This window comes from Bacteroides sp. 11BF, from assembly GCF_019633765.1.
Classification (GTDB): Bacteria; Bacteroidota; Bacteroidia; order Bacteroidales; family Bacteroidaceae; genus Bacteroides; species Bacteroides hominis.
The window spans coordinates 183,092-200,367 of record NZ_JAFKPJ010000004.1; the positions used below are offsets into that span (position 1 = coordinate 183,092).

9 protein-coding genes are annotated in these 17,276 nt (G+C 42.3%); all 9 read left to right on the plus strand.

From position 1 onward, the window contains the following. The first annotated feature begins 153 nt into the window (after positions 1-153). The 9 genes from JZY04_RS05660 (at position 154) to JZY04_RS05700 (ending at position 17,260) form a co-directional block, all read left to right on the plus strand. Positions 154-2,739: a glycoside hydrolase family 3 N-terminal domain-containing protein gene (locus tag JZY04_RS05660; protein ID WP_122141762.1), complete on the plus strand. Its 2,586-nt coding sequence runs from the start codon at positions 154-156 to the stop codon at positions 2,737-2,739. Positions 2,740-2,752: 13 nt separating this feature from the next. After that, the gene (locus JZY04_RS05665) at positions 2,753-4,003 is read left to right on the plus strand and encodes a uroporphyrinogen decarboxylase family protein (RefSeq protein ID WP_122141761.1); all 1,251 of its coding nucleotides are present in this window, start codon (positions 2,753-2,755) and stop codon (positions 4,001-4,003) included. 23 nt (positions 4,004-4,026) lie between these two features. Then, the gene (locus tag JZY04_RS05670) at positions 4,027-4,662 is read left to right on the plus strand and encodes a corrinoid protein (protein WP_005798635.1); all 636 of its coding nucleotides are present in this window, start codon (positions 4,027-4,029) and stop codon (positions 4,660-4,662) included. Position 4,663: 1 nt separating this feature from the next. Then, positions 4,664-5,347 (plus strand): vitamin B12 dependent-methionine synthase activation domain-containing protein, encoded by a 684-nt coding sequence (locus JZY04_RS05675; protein WP_122141760.1) that lies wholly within the window; start codon positions 4,664-4,666, stop codon positions 5,345-5,347. A gap of 8 nt (positions 5,348-5,355) precedes the next feature. Further along, on the plus strand, positions 5,356-6,360 hold the full coding sequence (locus tag JZY04_RS05680; RefSeq protein WP_122141759.1) for a uroporphyrinogen decarboxylase family protein: 1,005 nt from the start codon (positions 5,356-5,358) through the stop codon (positions 6,358-6,360). A 19-nt stretch (positions 6,361-6,379) separates the two neighbouring features. Further along, entirely contained in the window at positions 6,380-8,959 is a 2,580-nt protein-coding gene (locus JZY04_RS05685) for a glycoside hydrolase family 3 N-terminal domain-containing protein (RefSeq protein WP_122141758.1), read from the plus strand. A gap of 39 nt (positions 8,960-8,998) precedes the next feature. Beyond that, positions 8,999-11,215 (plus strand): glycoside hydrolase family 3 C-terminal domain-containing protein, encoded by a 2,217-nt coding sequence (locus tag JZY04_RS05690; protein WP_234077398.1) that lies wholly within the window; start codon positions 8,999-9,001, stop codon positions 11,213-11,215. A gap of 275 nt (positions 11,216-11,490) precedes the next feature. Further along, complete coding sequence (locus tag JZY04_RS05695) at positions 11,491-13,413, plus strand: right-handed parallel beta-helix repeat-containing protein (protein WP_122141838.1); 1,923 nt, start codon at positions 11,491-11,493, stop codon at positions 13,411-13,413. An 85-nt stretch (positions 13,414-13,498) separates the two neighbouring features. Continuing rightward, a complete protein-coding gene (locus JZY04_RS05700; protein WP_122141757.1) occupies positions 13,499-17,260 on the plus strand; it encodes a right-handed parallel beta-helix repeat-containing protein in 3,762 nt (1,253 codons plus the stop codon). Positions 17,261-17,276: the final 16 nt, after the last annotated feature.

Here is a 17,276-nt window from a genome sequence, read left to right on the forward strand (position 1 = left end):
TTTTTAGGTTTTCAGGATACAACTACTTATACTTATAGAAGTGGTTGGCTGACTATTACGTAGTGGCTCTACAGCCACTACGTGGTAGCTCAGTATTTGTTCCGTAGTAGTTTAGAGATTTTTTAAGTAGTTATTAAATTAAACAAACGATCAATGAAAAATTATATACTCACAGCAGTATTACTGTTTTTAACCATCAGTTTATCGGCGCAACCCATCCCTAAATATAAAGATGCCTCACAGCCGATAGAAGTAAGAGTGCAGGACTTGTTGAGTCGTATGACCATAGAAGAAAAGGTTGCCCAATTACGTCATATCCATGAAGGAAGTATCCTGAATGATGACCATACTTTGAATTTGGAAAAGATGAAAAACATCATCGGTACATTGGGCTGGGGGGCTGTCGAAGGACTTACTTTAGAGGGGATCGAGATGGCTCGTTATACCTATCAGATTCAAAAGCACTGTATCGAAAATACCCGCTTGGGTATTCCAATCTTTACTATCTCTGAGTCACTTCATGGGGCCGTGCAGGGTGGGGCTACTATTTTCCCACAAGCTGTAGCGTTAGGGAGTACCTTTAATCCTGATTTGGCTTATCAGATGACAAAAGCTATTTCGGGTGAGTTGAATGCGATGGGTGTGAACCATGTGTTATCCCCTACTATTGATGTGATACGTGAACTGCGTTGGGGACGTGTGGAAGAGAGTTTCGGCGAAGATCCATTCTTGGTATCCCAGATGGGAGTGCATGAGATAAACGGATATATTGACGGGGGAATTTCGCCTATGCTCAAGGTATTCGGTCCCCATGGGGTGCCAACTTCCGGATTGAATTTAGCTTCTACCGAAGCCAACGAAAGAGATTTGAGAGAGGTTTTCCTAAAACCTTATGAAGTAGCCGTTAAGCAAACGGGGGTGAATTCTGTAATGACCGCCTACAATTCTACCAACCGCATACCCAATACAGCATCGAAATGGCTGTTGACAGATTTATTACGTACGGAATGGGGATTCAAAGGATATACCTATTCCGATTGGGGGGCGGTGTCTATGTTATATGGTTTTCATAAAGTAGCTTCCAATGTTAATGAGGCGGTTAAGATGGCACTGATGGCAGGTACCGACTTGGAAGCCTCAAGTGATTGCTATGCCAATATACCTGCTATGGTACGTTTGGGTGAATTGGACGTGAAATATGTGGATTTAGCTTGTTCCAGAGTGCTTTATGCCAAGTTCAAAGCAGGTCTGTTTGAAAACCCTTATGGACTTCCTATCGAAGAATACGAAAAAAAGGTGCATACAAAGGAGAATGTTGCTTTGTCTCGCAGGATATCGGAAGAGAGTGTGGTAATGGTTAAAAATGAAGGAAATCTGTTACCGCTCGATATGAAGAAGCTGAAATCTGTTGCTGTTATCGGCCCTAATGCCAATCAGGTGCAGTTTGGTGACTATACCTGGAGCCGTAATAATAAGGATGGGATTACCCCGTTGCAGGGAATACAGAATCTCGTTGGTAATAAACTGGCTGTTCATCACGCTGTAGGTTGTGATTTGGTATCCGATGATAAGTCGGGGTTTGCAGATGCCGTGGCTACTGCCAAGAAGTCGGATGTGGTATTTTTGTTTGTAGGCTCTGCCAGTGCTTCATTGGCGCGCGATTATAGCAATTGTACTTGTGGTGAAGGGTATGATTTGACTGATTTGAATCTGACCGGTGTGCAGGGTGATTTGGTGAAGGAGATTTATGCGACCGGGAAACCAGTGGTCTTGATTTTGGTAACCGGACGCCCTTTCTCCATTACCTGGGAAAAGGAACATATTCCGGCTATCCTGTTCCAATGGTATGGTGGCGAAAGAGAAGGGGAAGTGATTGCCGATGTGTTGTTTGGCAAAGTCAATCCTTCGGGCAGCCTCTGCTACTCCATACCGCAGAGTGTCGGTCATTTACCTATACATTACAATCGTTTGCCTTCGGATAAGGGTATCTATCGTTCACCGGGTACCATTAACAAGCCGGGCCGTGACTATGTGTTCTCAACTCCCGAACCCTTGTGGCCGTTCGGTTATGGTCTGAGTTATTCCGACTTTGAATACAGTGACTTCTGCTTCGACAAAGAAAATTATGGGTTGACTGATACCGTACGTATTCAGGTAAATGTGAAAAACAAGAGTGCCATTGAGGGTAAGTCAACTGTACAGGTATATGTGAGAGACCTGGCCGGCAGTGTGGTCATGCCGATGAAGCAACTGAAAGGCTTTTCCAAGGTTACGGTTCCTGCCTATGGAAGTACGCTTGCCGAAATCTCTGTACCTGTGAGTGAATTGGGGTTGTATGATATGAATATGCGCTATGTGGTAGAACCGGGAGATTTTGACTTTATGATCGGCACTTCTTCTGACAGTATTTGTTTCAAGAAGACTATTCATGTGGGAGAAGTGGACGCTAAGGCAGAAAGAGTTTCTTCCGCAGCTTCTAAGGAAATGCAAACGGTTAAGACCGGCAAGAAGATGATTGTAAAAGGAGTGGTACGTGATGTACAGGCCAAGACATTGGACGGTGTGAAAGTGTCTGTGAAAGGCAGAAAAGGGAGTGTGATAACCAATGGGAAAGGTGAATATTCCATTGAAGCTACTTCTGCAAGTGTATTGGTTTTCAGTAGGAAGGGATATGAAATGCAGGAAGTGGAAGTGAACTCGCAAAAAACACTTAATATAACTTTGTTGAACAAGATTTAAAATCAAGAATATTATGAGTACATCAAGAGATAGAGTCAGACAGGCTCTGAGTCATCAGGGTAGTGATCGTATTCCGGTTGACTTCGGAGCTACAGCCGTAACCGGCATTCACTGCCGGGTAGTGGAGGCTTTACGCAAGCATTACGGATTGTCTTATAAACCGGTAAAGATTGTCGATACCTTCCAGATGTTGGGTGAGGTGGACAGGGATTTAGCCGATGCAATGGGAGTGGATTGCATTGGAGTAGGAGGTACAAGAGATATCTTTGACCATGACACAGAATGCATGCATGAGCAAGTTACACCGTGGGGGCAGAAAGTGTTGGTGCCGATGCTGCTCGATTTGACTCAGGATAAGGAAGGAGATGTTTATGTATATGCAGGGGGAGACAAAAACTATCCTCCGAGTGCAGTTATGCCGAACGGTTGTTTCTTTATCAATGCCATCGAAAGACAGCAGCCGATTGATGAAGATAAACTGAATCCTATGGACAATCTGGAAGAGTTTAACTCCATTACCGATGAAGAATTGGATGCCTACAAGAAAAAAGTGGATGAAGCATCTGCCACCGGCAGGGCAGTGGTAGCCAGTTTCGGTGGCACTGCATTGGGAGATGTTGCTTTTGTACCTGGTATGGGGCTAAAAGAACCGAAGGGTATCCGCAGTGTGGTGGAGTGGTATATGTCCACTGTGATGCGTCAGGAATACTTACACGAAATATTTAGAAGACAGACGGATATCGCCATCGCAAACTATGAGAAATTGTGGGCGGTATTGGGTGATAAAGTGGATGTGGTATTAACCTGTGGTACGGACTTCGGTTCCCAAGAGTCGCAATTCTGCTCAGTGGAGGTTTTTAATGAGCTTTGGCTGCCTCATTATCGGCGTATGAACGACTGGATTCATGAACATACTACCTGGAAAGTTTTCAAACATTCCTGTGGTGCTATTGTGCCTATTTTGCCGGGACTGATTGAAGCTGGTTTTGACATTATCAATCCGGTGCAGATTAATGCTAAGGATATGGATTCCGGAATGTTGAAGAGGGAGTTTGGAAGCCATCTTACCTTTTGGGGAGGTGGAGTCGATACTCAGAAGATGTTGCCTTTCGGTACTCCGGATGAGATTCGCAGACATGTTCTCGGACAATGCGAAATCTTGGGAAAAGATGGCGGTTTTGTATTTAACTCAGTACATAATATTCAGGCTAATGTGCCGGTCGAGAATGTAATAGCAATGCTTGATGCTTTAAAGACTGTATGAACCACTGATAAAAATAAAAGATCATGAACTTGACAGATTTATACGATGCGATTTTAAATGGCAAGCTTGACAGAGCCGTTGCAGTAACCAATGAAGCAATCTCCGAAGGAGTACTTCCGAACGAAATTATTACTAATTACATGATTAAGGCGATGGAAGAGATTGGTAATCGCTTTGAGGCGGGAAAAGTGTTTGTGCCTAATTTGCTGATGAGTGCACGTGCCATGAAAGGTGCACTGGATCTTCTGAAACCGTTATTACAGGGAGAGACTGATGCCTATGTCGGTAAAATTGTTATTGGAACCGTGAAAGGGGACTTGCATGATATAGGCAAGAATCTTGTGGCTTCTATGTTCGAAGGTTGTGGATTTGAAGTTGTCAATTTGGGAGTGGATGTTTCCAGTGAGAAGTTTGTAGAAGCTGCCCGTACAAACAATGCAGATATCATATGTATGTCTGCACTGCTGACTACTACTATGAATTATATGAAGGTAGTAGTAGATGACTTGAAGACGGCAGGATTGTATGGAAAAGTAAAAGTGATGGTGGGGGGCGCTCCGATCAATGAGGCTTTTGCACACTCGATAGGGGCTGACGCATATACAAGCAATGCTAATGCAGCGGTAATAATGGCGAAGAAACTGATAGGAGCGGCTTGATATGGATTTCCGCTATAGAGAGCTTTCATGGAAAGACATTTGTCTGGACTGGGATGACTTTGTTTTTTCTCTGGGCAAAGGTTACAAGATGGAAGGTGAAATATTGACCATGTTCTCCGCTCTGGAAAGAGAAGTGACTCAACTTTGTAAACCTCGTTGGGGATATCGTGTCTTTTCATTGGATGCTTCCGATAAATCTCGGATTATATTGAATGGATGCCGGTTACAGACAGGACGCATTATCACTTCTTATTTGGAGAATGCGGAGTTATGTGCCCTGTTTGTGGCTACAGCCGGTGAGGAATTTGAACGATTTCAACAGGCTGTCAAGAAATCGGGGCAGATTGTTGAGGAGTTCCTGCTGGATGCATTAGGTTCGGCCATTGCTGAGGCTACTGTGAGGGAGACGTGCAAAGCAATAGAAAAGGAGTTCGGGGCGAAAGGATTGGGAATAAGCTATCCTTATAGCCCCGGCTATTGTGGATGGAAAGTCTCTGATCAGCAGATTCTCTTTTCATTGCTTCCCGATCAGCCTTGTGGAGTCGGCCTGACTGCCTCTTCATTAATGTGCCCTATTAAATCGGTGAGTGGAGTGGTGGGAATCGGTAGACAGATGACCAGGCAGAAATACGGTTGTGAGTTGTGTGGGAAAAAAGACTGTTATAAAAATAGATTAAATAAATGATGTAAGATATGAATGTAGATGAATGGATAGAGTATATAATAGTGTCGGATAAAAAGGTTGCATTACCTATTATGACCCATCCCGGCATTGAACTGCTAAATAAAAGAGTTCTGGATGCAGTAACCGATGGTGAAGTTCATTTTAAGGCAGTTGAAGCTTTAAATATGAACTATCCGCAGTCGGCAGCTTGTACGGTCATTATGGATCTGACGGTAGAGGCGGAAGCTTTTGGTGCACAGATTCAGTTTAGTGAGAATGAAGTACCCAATGTTATAGGGCGCTTGGTGAGTAATTATGAAGAGGTCGTCGGATTGAAAATTCCTACACTGGATATAGCTCGTATTCCGCAATATTTGGAGGCAAACCGTTTAGCTGCGAAAGGATTGGATAAACCGGTTTTTGGAGGTTGCATTGGGCCGTATTCTCTTGCAGGCCGCCTATTTGACATGACGGAAATAATGATGGCTATTTACACAGAGCCTGAAACGGCTTTGCTGTTATTGGATAAATGCACTCAATTCATTACCCAATATTGCCGTGCCATCAAAGATTGTGGCTCTGCCGGAGTCATAATTGCAGAACCGGCGGCAGGGTTGTTGTCCAATGAAGATTGTATGCAGTATTCCTCTGTATTTGTCAAACGAATCGTCGAAGAGGTCCAGGATAGTCATTTTGCAGTTATATTGCATAATTGCGGTAATATGGGGCAATGTACTCAGGCTATGGTTGCTACGGGGGCTAAAGGATATCATTTTGGAAATAAAATAGATATGCTTGCTGCTCTGGAAGAATGTCCTTCGAATGCGTTGGTTATGGGTAATCTGGATCCGGTTGGAATTTTCAAACAAGCCACTGCGGAGGAGGTGTATCGGCAAACCTATGCTTTGTTGCAAAGAACCACAGCTTATCCTAATTTCGTGATATCTACAGGTTGCGATGTACCTCCTGAGATTCCATTGGATAATATTCGCGCGTTTTATGAAGCGGTAAAAGATTATAATCAAAAACAATAATAAATAAATTCGGTGTATCATGAAAAAACTAATATTTCTTTCATTGATGGCAATATGCTTTTGTGTCCGTCTTTATGCACAAACCAACTTTAAATATAAGAATGCTTCACTACCTGTAGAGGTAAGGGTACAGGATCTGTTAAGCAGGATGACATTAGAGGAAAAAATTGCTCAAATGCGCCATATTCATGCTTATTCAATCATGGAGAATGGAAAACTGAATGAGGAAAAACTGGAGAAAATGATTGGTGGGCAGAACTATGGGTTCATAGAAGGTATTACCTTGCCCGGAAAGGAATGTCTGACCTTGATGAATGAAGTACAAAAATATATGCGCGAGAAGACCCGGTTGGGTATCCCTGTATTCACGTTGACTGAATCTCTACATGGCTCTGTACACGACGGATCTACTATTTTTCCACAAGCTATCGCATTGGGAAGTACATTTAATCCTATACTGGCTTACGAAATGACTTCTGCCATAGCAAAAGAGTTGTCGGCACAAGGCATCACACAATCTTTAACTCCCGTCATTGATGTCTGCCGTGATTTGCGTTGGGGACGAGTGGAAGAATGTTTCGGTGAAGATCCTTTTCTGGTGTCGCGTATGGGGGTATCGCAAGTGAGAGGTTATCTTGATAATCAAGTATCACCAATGATCAAGCACTTCGGTGCCCATGGTACTCCTCGGGGAGGATTGAATCTTGCTTCTGTATCGTGCGGACAGCGGGAGTTACTTTCCATCTATTTGAAAACTTTTGAAACTGTAGTAAAAGAAGCCAAACCTTGGGCGGTGATGTCCTCATATAATTCTTGGAACAATGAACCTAATTCTTCTTCCCACTATCTGATGACGGAACTTTTACGTGACCGGTGGGACTTCCAAGGATATGTTTATTCCGATTGGGGAGCGATAGGTATGCTGAACTATTTTCATAAAACGGCACAGAACAGTGCAGAAGCTGCTATTCAGGCATTGACGGCCGGACTGGATGCCGAAGCTTCAGACAATAGTTACGCTGAGCTTCAGCAATTGGTGGAGAACGGAATGTTGGATGTGAAGTATATTGACCAGGCAGTGGCTCGTATTTTAACGGCCAAGTTTAATATGGGACTGTTTGAATACTCATTACCAATGGAAAAGAACTATGATAAAGTAGTACATGCTCCTGCCCATGTGTCATTGGCTCGTAAGATTGCTGAAGAATCAATCGTTCTTCTACAGAACGAAAACAATATCTTGCCCTTACAAATGAACAAATTGAAATCCATAGCTGTGATAGGTCCTAATGCTGATCAGGTACAGTTTGGGGATTATACATGGAGTCGTGACAATAAGGACGGGGTTACATTACTTGAAGCTATGAAAGAAAGAGTCGGTAATCAGTTGACATTGAATTATGCCAAGGGATGTGATTTGGTTACGGATGATCGTTCGGGATTTAAAGAAGCGGTGGATGTAGCAAAGAAAAGTGATGTTTGTATTGTTGTCGTCGGTTCGGCAAGTGCTTCTTTGGCGCGTGATTATAGTAATGCCACTTGTGGGGAAGGTTTTGATTTAAGTGACTTGACCTTGACAGGTGTACAGGAAGATTTGGTGGAGGCCATTCATGCTACAGGCAAACCGGTAATTGCTGTTCTATTATCCGGAAAGCCTTTTGCAATGTCTTGGATAAAGGAAAATATACCGGGGATTGTAGTACAGTGGTATCCCGGTGAACAAGGTGGACTAGCCCTTGCAGACATGCTTTTGGGTAAGGTTAATCCATCGGGAAAATTGAATTATTCTTTTCCGCAAAGTGTAGGACATCTACCTTGTTATTATAACTATTTGCCTACAGATAAGGGCTTCTACCGCTCACCGGGCAGTAAGAATAAACCCGGCAAAGATTATGTGTTCTCTTCGCCGAAAGCATTGTGGGCATTCGGCCACGGATTGAGCTATACAGACTTTGAATATCTTTCTGCCACTACCTCCAAAGAAGATTACGCTTGTGAAGATGTGATTGAGGTGAAGATAGCAATTCGCAACACAGGCGATTACGATGGTCTGGAAGTGCCGCAGGTTTACGTGCGTGACATGGTTTCCAGTGTCGTGATGCCTGTTCAGGAACTGAAGGGTTTCGAGAAAGTGCTTATCGAGAAAGGAGAAACGAAGCAAGTGAAAATTAAGATTCCCGTGTCAGAACTAGCCCTCTACAACAAGGAGATGAAAAAAGTGGTTGAACCGGGTGCGTTTGAGTTACAGATAGGCCGTGCATCAGATGATATCCGCATTAAGAAAGTGATAACGGTAGAGCGTGCATCCGAGAAATACATTCCTACTTTGAGGGACAAGGAGAAAAAAGTGTCTTCAACAAAGAATATAACAGCTACACTGGTAGTGGTAAAGGGAACCATACGGGATGTACAAGCAAACCTGTTGCCTCAAGTAACTGTCAAAGTTGGGAAAGAAGAAGTTGTCACAAACTCAAAGGGGGAATATTCTATTCGTGCCATGTCCACCGATACGCTGACTGTGAGTGGAGGTAGTTTTAAGTCAGAAAGCGTTCCCATTGAAGGAAGGCAAGTAATTAATGTGAGATTATTGAATCGTTAAGTTGAAGTTTATATTGATTATTAATATTAGATATAAAAGATGAAACAGTATTATTTTGTCAGAATTTTATTGTTAGGATTGTTCTTTGGAATGCCTCCTTTGCAAGCTCAAACCATTCCAGCTTATTTAGATACCACTTTATCCATTGATGTCCGTGTCAATGATTTAGTTTCTCGTATGACTTTAGAAGAGAAAGTCTCTCAGATGACACATACTTCTAAAGGGATAAGACGTCTGGGCATTCCGGACTATAATTGGTGGAATGAATGTCTACACGGTGTAGCGCGTTCCACAGAAAAGGTAACTGTTTTTCCACAACCTATAGGGCTGGCAGCTACATTCAATCCAGAAGAACTCTTTAAGTCCGCTGAAATGATTTCTGACGAAGGAAGAGCAGTGTATAATGCTTCTGTGAAGAAAGCGAATACCCTCCAAAGATACACGGGGCTGACATTCTGGACTCCAAATGTGAATATTTTTCGAGATCCCCGCTGGGGACGTGGACACGAAACCTATGGTGAAGATCCTTATCTGACATCTGAAATGGGAATAGCTATGGTGAAGGGGTTGCAGGGAGATAATCCTAATTATCTGAAGTTGTCGGCATGCGCCAAGCACTTTGCTGTTCATAGTGGTCCGGAACCTTTACGCCATGAATTCAATGCTACCGCCAGTGATCGTGATTTGCGGGAGACTTATTTGCCGGCATTTTATCGGTTGATAAAAGAAGCGAATGTGTCAGGTGTTATGTGTGCCTATAATAGTTTCAACGGACAGCCTTGTTGCGGAAGTAACCTGTTTTTGCGCAAGATTCTGCTTCACGATTGGAAGTTCGATGGTTATGTCACTTCTGACTGTTGGGCCATAACGGATTTCCTGTATGGACATAAAACTCATCCGGATTCCATTTCTGCTTCTTCAGATGCTGTGTTGCATGGGACTGATTTGGAATGTGGAGATACTTATCGTTCATTGCCGACAGCGGTCAATGCAGGCTTGATAACGGAAGAACAAATTGATATTTCTTTGAAGAAACTTCTGAGGATTCGCTTTCGTTTGGGGATGTTCGACCCTCAGAATAAAGTTCCTTATTCTAATATTCCTTACAGTGTGCTTGAATCACGTCCGCATCAGGAGCAGGCACTTAAAATGGCCCGCCAGTCCATGGTGTTGTTGAAGAATGCCAAGAACCTACTGCCTCTCTCCTCCAAAGTTAAGAAAATCGCCTTGATAGGTCCTAATGCTGACAATCAGACTACCCAGCTTGGCAATTATAATGGAGTACCCAGTAAGAACATAACCCTTTTGGAAGCCTTACGGGCAGAAAGAGATGTTGAGGTGGTATATGATGCGGTTTCTGATTTTACAAAGTTGAATAAAGGAGTCGATCTTAATAACTTTATAAATAAATATAAAGATGTAGATTTGATAATTTATGTTGGCGGCATATCTCCGATGTTAGAAGGTGAAGAAGGAGATGCCGGTGGTATCGAAGGGTTTGTGGGGGGAGATAGAACCACTATTAACTTGCCTTCAATTCAGACTGAAGTGATGAAGAAGCTTAACGGACTGAATAAACCGATGGTATTTATTTGTATGTCGGGTAGTGCTATGGCTTTTAATTGGGAGGCAGAAAATTTACCGGTTATCATCCAGGCATGGTATGGCGGTCAAGCAACCGGAACAGCTTTAGCAGATATTTTGTTCGGACGCTACAATCCTTCTGGAAAGTTACCTATCACTTTTTATCGTTCAGATGCTGATCTTCCCCCCATCGAAGATTACTCTATGGCTAATAGAACATATCGCTATTTTAATGGGGATGTATTATATCCTTTTGGCTATGGATTGAGTTATACCTCTTTCAAATACAATAAGTTGGAATGCCCTATAGATACACAGATTGGCGATACGTTGAGTGTCAAGGTTGAAGTTCGTAATATAGGTAAGTGTACGGGGGAGGAAGTTGTACAACTCTACTTATCTCACAAGGCCATTGCACACGAAACGCCATTTTGCCAATTGGTTGGTTTTAAGAAGGTTGAGCTTAAGCCGGGGGAGAGTAAAGTGGTCGAATTTAGACTTTCCACAAGAAATCTAGCTTATGTTGATGAGACGGGAGGAATTACTACGGTGCCTGGTTTAGTCATTTTTTATGTCGGTAATGTCTGCCCGAGTGCTCCTGAGAGATTTACCTCTAAAGTTATATCCAAATCTGTGATGTTGAAAGGAGAACCTGAATACTTCTTGTACTGATATGACAGAAAAAGTATGAGGTTGGCAAGCTGTAATTGGTTATTTCTTCTAAAGAGTATGGAGCTATGTCTAATCTGTCGGTGATTTCTCATGCAATTCGTGTCTTTTAAAAAATTACAATGCAGCTCGTTGTCAACTTGATCATATACTTGCTATAGCTGATAAGCATTGTCTTTTGACAACTTAATTTGGGTCATAGCATTTGCAACATAGCCATTTGTTTTAGATGGTGAAAGACATATCGTATTATTAATTAATTTATGAAAAGTAAAAAGATGAAGCAAATTATTGGATTGATATTAATCGCTTTGTGTGCTGTGGGACATCTTGCTGCAAAGGACTATCATGTGATGCCTACCGGCAATGATGCGGCTGATGGAAGTCTTACTACTCCCTTAAGAACTATTAATCGTGCTGCACAATTGGCTTTACCTGGTGATACAGTAACGGCACACAATGGAGTTTACCGCGAATGGGTGAATCCTTTGAATGGCGGTGAGAGTGACGGGAAACGTATTCTTTATCGTGTAGCCGATGGTGAGAAAGCTGAAGTGAAAGGCTCAGAAATAGTGACCGGATGGAAACGGGAGAAGAAGAATAAGAATGTGTGGAAAACAGTATTGTCTAATGACTTCTTTGGTGATTATAATCCTTTTAATGACCGCTTGTATGGTGACTGGCTATGGTCGAAAAAAGAACATCACACCGCTGATGTCTATCTGAATGACGTATCTCTATACGAAGAGTTTAGTCTGGATAAGGTGTATTTTCCTGATACACTTCGCACCATTCGCGATCCCCAGGGAAGCACCTGTGTGTGGTTTGCCGAGGTGGATAGCGAACATACCACCATTTATGCCAATTTTGGTAATGCGGATCCAAACAAAGAAACGGTGGAAGTATCAGTACGCCCCACTTGCTTCTATCCCACACGTGAGGGCTTGAATTACATCACCATTCGCGGTTTCCATTTTAACCAAGCAGCCACGCAATGGGCGGCACCCACAGCCGAACAAGTGGGAATGGTATCTACTCACTGGTGCAAGGGATGGATTATAGAAAAAAACGTCATCAAAAATTCACGTGCCAATGGCATCACTTTGGGTAAGGAGCGTAGCAGTGGTCATAATTTGGATTGCTACGATTCTCGTCTTGATGGTACCCTACATTATATAGAGGTAATCTTCAACACGCTGCGTCGCGGATGGGACAAGGCTAACATCGGTTCACACATTGTGCGAAACAATATCATCTCAGATTGTGAGCAAACCGGAATATGTGGCAGTATGGGTGGAGCTTTCAGTGAAATCCATCACAACCACATATACAACATCTTGTGCAAACAGCAGTTTAATGGAGCCGAGATGGCAGGTATTAAACTGCACGGTGCTATTGATGCCTACATACACCATAATCGTATTCATAAAAGTGGTAATTATGGTATCTGGCTTGACTGGATGTTACAGGGAGCAAGAATATCATCCAATATTTTGTATGATAATGTAAGTCATGATTTATTCTTTGAAGTTGATCACGGACCTTATATTGTTGACAATAATATTGTTCTCTCTGCAAAGTCATTGGCTGAGTGCAGCAATGGAGGCGCATTTATACACAATCTCTTTGCCGGCAGTTTTGTTCGTTATGATGATTCACGATATACTCCTTATCAATTGGAACATTCCACGCAAGTGAAAGGGGTGAGCATCATGAATGAAGGTGACCATCGTTTCTATGGAAACGTTTTTGCAAGTAATCAAGCCAAAGAAGCAAATCAATGGTTAGGGAGTACCCCGCAGAAAGCACTCTATGGTCTGGAGGCTTTCAATGTAACACGGCTACCTGTTTATGCTGAAGATAACCTCTTCTGTCAAGGCACATCTCCTATGAAAGATAAAAAACAAGGTTGGGAGAAGACCGAGTGGAATCCGAATTTTAGAATAGAAGAAACAGCCGATGAGGTTTATTTGCTATCTGATGTCATCTTTTCTGATTTTCACCTCTATAAAGGAAGGAAAATAGATACGGAGCGTCTCGGAATTGCGCAACTTACTGGTTATACATTCGAAAATCCGGATGGTTCTTCCTTTAAGATGAGTAAAGATGGGCTGGGTAATGAACGTACTTTAGAATCGCCATGTATAGGCCCGATTGAAAAAGCTCCTTCTGCTAAGCGTGTGAAGATTTGGGGACAGTAGATTTTGTATCTTAAAATTCTTAACATTGTTTGGATTTTAAGTGTTTCGTTATTTGTGAAGTTTGGATAAAATATAATTTGATATCATGAATAAGATAGTAAGTTTTTTATTAATATGTCTGCTTCTGGCAGATCTGCATGCACAGAATACAATTAAAATTATAGATAAAGATAAAACAAGTACACCTGTGAGTCCTTATTTATGGGGTAGTTTCTTTGAAATGGGGTTTGGCAGAAGCGACTTGTTGTGGGGTGAACTTCTCTTTAACCGCAGTTTTGAGAATACGAAACCTGTAAGTGAGTCAAACTCTTGGTACACGTGTTACCGGGGGGATGTGAAGGAAGCTAAGTGGTGGCATTCCGGCTATGAAGAGCCAAAGTGGTATCTGCTTGCTGATGGAAGAAAAGAAGAAAAGTTACCTCTTATATTCAATAATTATTGGCCATCGGCTCATGGAAAGTACTTTTTGCAGATTGATAATCGTAAAAAGCAAACTCCAACCCTATTAGTTCAAGAACGCATTTATATTGAAAAGGGAAAAGGATATACTGTTTCAGGCCTTTTCTCATCCGGTGGTTACCTAAGCGAAGAGAAATATTCAAAGGAGAGTGTCCCGGTAACCATTGCCATTTATAAAGAAGGTGATTTCCATGCTCCGTTGTCAATGACTGAATTGGCTGTGAATACAAATCAATTTATCTTGTACAGTTCTTCATTGGATGCGACGGATTATGAAGGCTGGTGTACTTATACCGTAGAAGTGCCTGCGGGCAGCCGTATAGGGATAGATCTGCTATCATTGATGGCAGATGATGTAATAAAAGGTTGGAAATGTGAATCGGTTGAACGTATCAAGAATGAACTTCGTCCCAAGACCATGCGAATGCCGGGCGGATGTTTCACTTCGTTTTATGACTGGCGTTCGGGAATTGGTTCACGTGAAGAAAGACCGGTCAGCTATGATACTTGGTGGGGATGTGAATTGCTGAATGATGTAGGTACATTCGAACTGGTGGATCTTTGCGAAGCAGTGGGGGCGGAACCTTTCTTTTGTGTACCTGTTATGTTTAATAATGAATACAGTGCCGCAGACTGGGTTGATTTCTGTAATAATCCTACTAATGCACAACGTATTGCCTATGGCCGTACCAAACCGTTGAATGTGAAATACTGGGAATTGGAGAATGAACCTTACCGTCGGTTCGACGCTATCACGTATGCCAATCGTTGTGTAGATTTTGCGAAAGCGATGAAAGCAAAAGATTCTTCAATCAAAATAGCGGTGGGTAATTATTGGTTGTTTAATAAGAAGTTTAAGGAAATATTAGAGATTGTCGGACCTTATGTAGATTTGATTACAAACAGGGGAGGAACCCCAGAAGAGATGCGCACTGATATCGTAATTTTAGATGCATATAACAAGGTACACGGCACAGACATCAAATTATGCCATACGGAGTTTCGTGCTCCGGTAACCCGAAGCGAAGGAAATACCGATGGACTGAATCAGAAGGATACAGGTGGGGAAGAAACTCTCTTTAATGCTTCCATCCGTTGGGGATTTGCCATGAACATGGTGGAGCAATACATTGCCTATCAGAATATGGGTGGAAGTTTCTTTACAGCCAATTTTACAAACCTGTCCGATGGTTGGGGAGAATGTTTGATAAATACTCCTAAGGAAGGTACTTATCTGAATGCTTCGGGGGTGGCTTTCGCTCTCTTGAATTCATTGGATATAGCGTATCCTCAAATAATAGAGCAGGAAAAGGAGAACCCGGATATTGTGATTCAGGCTGCTTGGAATAAGAGACGGGACAAGTTGACATTGGTTGTACTGAATTTTAGTCAGAATGATCAACTTTGTAAAATAGATTTCAGTCAAATAAAGAAATCTTTCCGTGTGAGGAAAGGTATGAAGATTGCTCCACGGTCGGAATTGAGCTTTAATACATTACAACATCCGGAAGAGGTGAGGGTAGAGTCGTTTGTTCCCTCAGCGGGTAAAATGATGAAACTCGGGCTATCTGGTAAATCTTTGATGGTAGTAGAATTACAGACAGAGCGGAGTCATGGTATACATGTGAACGCTTCGACAGGAAACGATGCATCAATTGGTAGTTTTGCCTATCCTTTGAAGACGATACAAGCTGCTGCCGATATGGCTGAGCCGGGAGATACGGTTATTGTGCATGAAGGTATCTATCGTGAAAGGGTTTCTCCTTCACGGGGTGGAGAGTCGGAAGAAAAACCGATCGTCTTTATGGCAGCTAAAGGGGAGAATGTAGAGATAAAAGGTTCGGAGGTAATTAAAGGTTGGAAGAAGGTAAATGATACAACTTGGGAAGTCGGAATACCGAATAAATTTTTCGGTGAGTTTAATCCATATGCTGAAACTTTACATGGTGACTGGTTTGAGAGAGGCAAGTGGTGTCATACAGGAGAGATATATCTGAATGATATAGCTCTGATGGAGAATCCGTCATTGAGCAATGTTTTGCAGAATAAAGGTGATAGTTTGTTGTGGTTTTGCAGAGTAGAGCAGGATACTACACGTCTGTACGCTAATTTTAGCAATAAGAATCCCAATCGAGAGCTGGTTGAAATCAATGTAAGGCAATCTGTCTTTTATCCGGAAAAACCTTATGTGAATTATATTGTGGTTAACGGATTTAAGCTGAGTCAGGCAGCTACCCCTTGGGCGCCTCCCACAGCAGAACAAGTTGGCTTGTTGGGGACTCACTGGAGTAAAGGATGGGTTATTGAGAACAATACAATCACCCATTCCAAGTGTGTGGGGATTACTTTAGGTAAGTATGGAGACGAATGGGACAATAAATCAGAATCAGAAGAAGGGTATGTCAATTGTGTGAAGCGTGCACTTCGGCACAATTGGAATAAAGAGCATATCGGAGGGCATCTGGTACGTAACAACAGCGTGGCTTATTGTGGACAAGCCGGTATTGTGGGTAGCTTGGGGGCTATTTTCAGTAAGATAGAGAACAATACCGTGCATGATATTAGCACACAGAACTTATTCTGGGGATATGAAATGGCGGGAATTAAGATACATGCTGCTGTAGATGTGGAGATCTCAGGCAATCATATTTATCGTGTAGAGGGTGGTATTTGGCTTGATTGGATGGCGCAAGGTGCAAGGGTGACAAGAAATTTTTTGCATGACAACAGGGTCGTGGAAGTTTCATTTGAAGTGAACCATGGGCCTATTTTAGTTGACAATAATCTGTTCTTGTCTCCAGAACTCGCCCAGATCAAACTGTCGCAAGGCATGGCTTTCGTTCATAATTTGATTGTTTGGAAAGTTTGGAAACTGAATAATATAGATCCGCGTAAAACACCTTATCTTGTACCTCATGGGACGGAGATTATGGGATATCACGACTGTCCTTGTGGAAATGTCTCTTATTTCAATAATATCTTTACCAGAGCCGAAATGACGGAGTATGATGATTATGTATTGCCTGTACAGATGGAGAAAAACTGTTATTGGGGAGAGGCGGTATCCTCAGGCTTGGATAAAAATGCTACTGTTAACTCCGGCTTCGATGCAGATATTCAAGTGATAGAAAAAACGGATGGATGGTATTTGCAAATGAATGTTCCTGAAAACTGGAAGGATGAAAAGTACCGTGACAAGATTAGTATGAAGGACTTAGGTCGTGCTTCCATACCAGATCAATCTTTTAATAAAGAAAATGGAACAGTGATAGATTTAATAGAAGATTATTGGGGACAAAAAAGGAAGGGACAAAAGAAGTATTACCCCGGGCCGATAGATTTTACGACTAATGGAGGAAAAGTGATATTGAAGGTGTATGACAAATAATGGATGGAAATATTCT

Bases quoted from the DNA above. Each gene is read 5' to 3' on its own strand.
- JZY04_RS05695 (WP_122141838.1), top strand. From the start codon at position 11,491: ATGAAGCAAATTATTGGATTGATATTAATCGCTTTGTGTGCTGTGGGA.
- JZY04_RS05685 (WP_122141758.1), top strand. From the start codon at position 6,380: ATGAAAAAACTAATATTTCTTTCATTGATGGCAATATGCTTTTGTGTC.
- JZY04_RS05670 (WP_005798635.1), top strand. From the start codon at position 4,027: ATGAACTTGACAGATTTATACGATGCGATTTTAAATGGCAAGCTTGAC.
- JZY04_RS05675 (WP_122141760.1), top strand. From the start codon at position 4,664: ATGGATTTCCGCTATAGAGAGCTTTCATGGAAAGACATTTGTCTGGAC.
- JZY04_RS05665 (WP_122141761.1), top strand. From the start codon at position 2,753: ATGAGTACATCAAGAGATAGAGTCAGACAGGCTCTGAGTCATCAGGGT.
- JZY04_RS05700 (WP_122141757.1), top strand. From the start codon at position 13,499: ATGAATAAGATAGTAAGTTTTTTATTAATATGTCTGCTTCTGGCAGAT.
- JZY04_RS05680 (WP_122141759.1), top strand. From the start codon at position 5,356: ATGAATGTAGATGAATGGATAGAGTATATAATAGTGTCGGATAAAAAG.
- JZY04_RS05690 (WP_234077398.1), top strand. From the start codon at position 8,999: ATGAAACAGTATTATTTTGTCAGAATTTTATTGTTAGGATTGTTCTTT.
- JZY04_RS05660 (WP_122141762.1), top strand. From the start codon at position 154: ATGAAAAATTATATACTCACAGCAGTATTACTGTTTTTAACCATCAGT.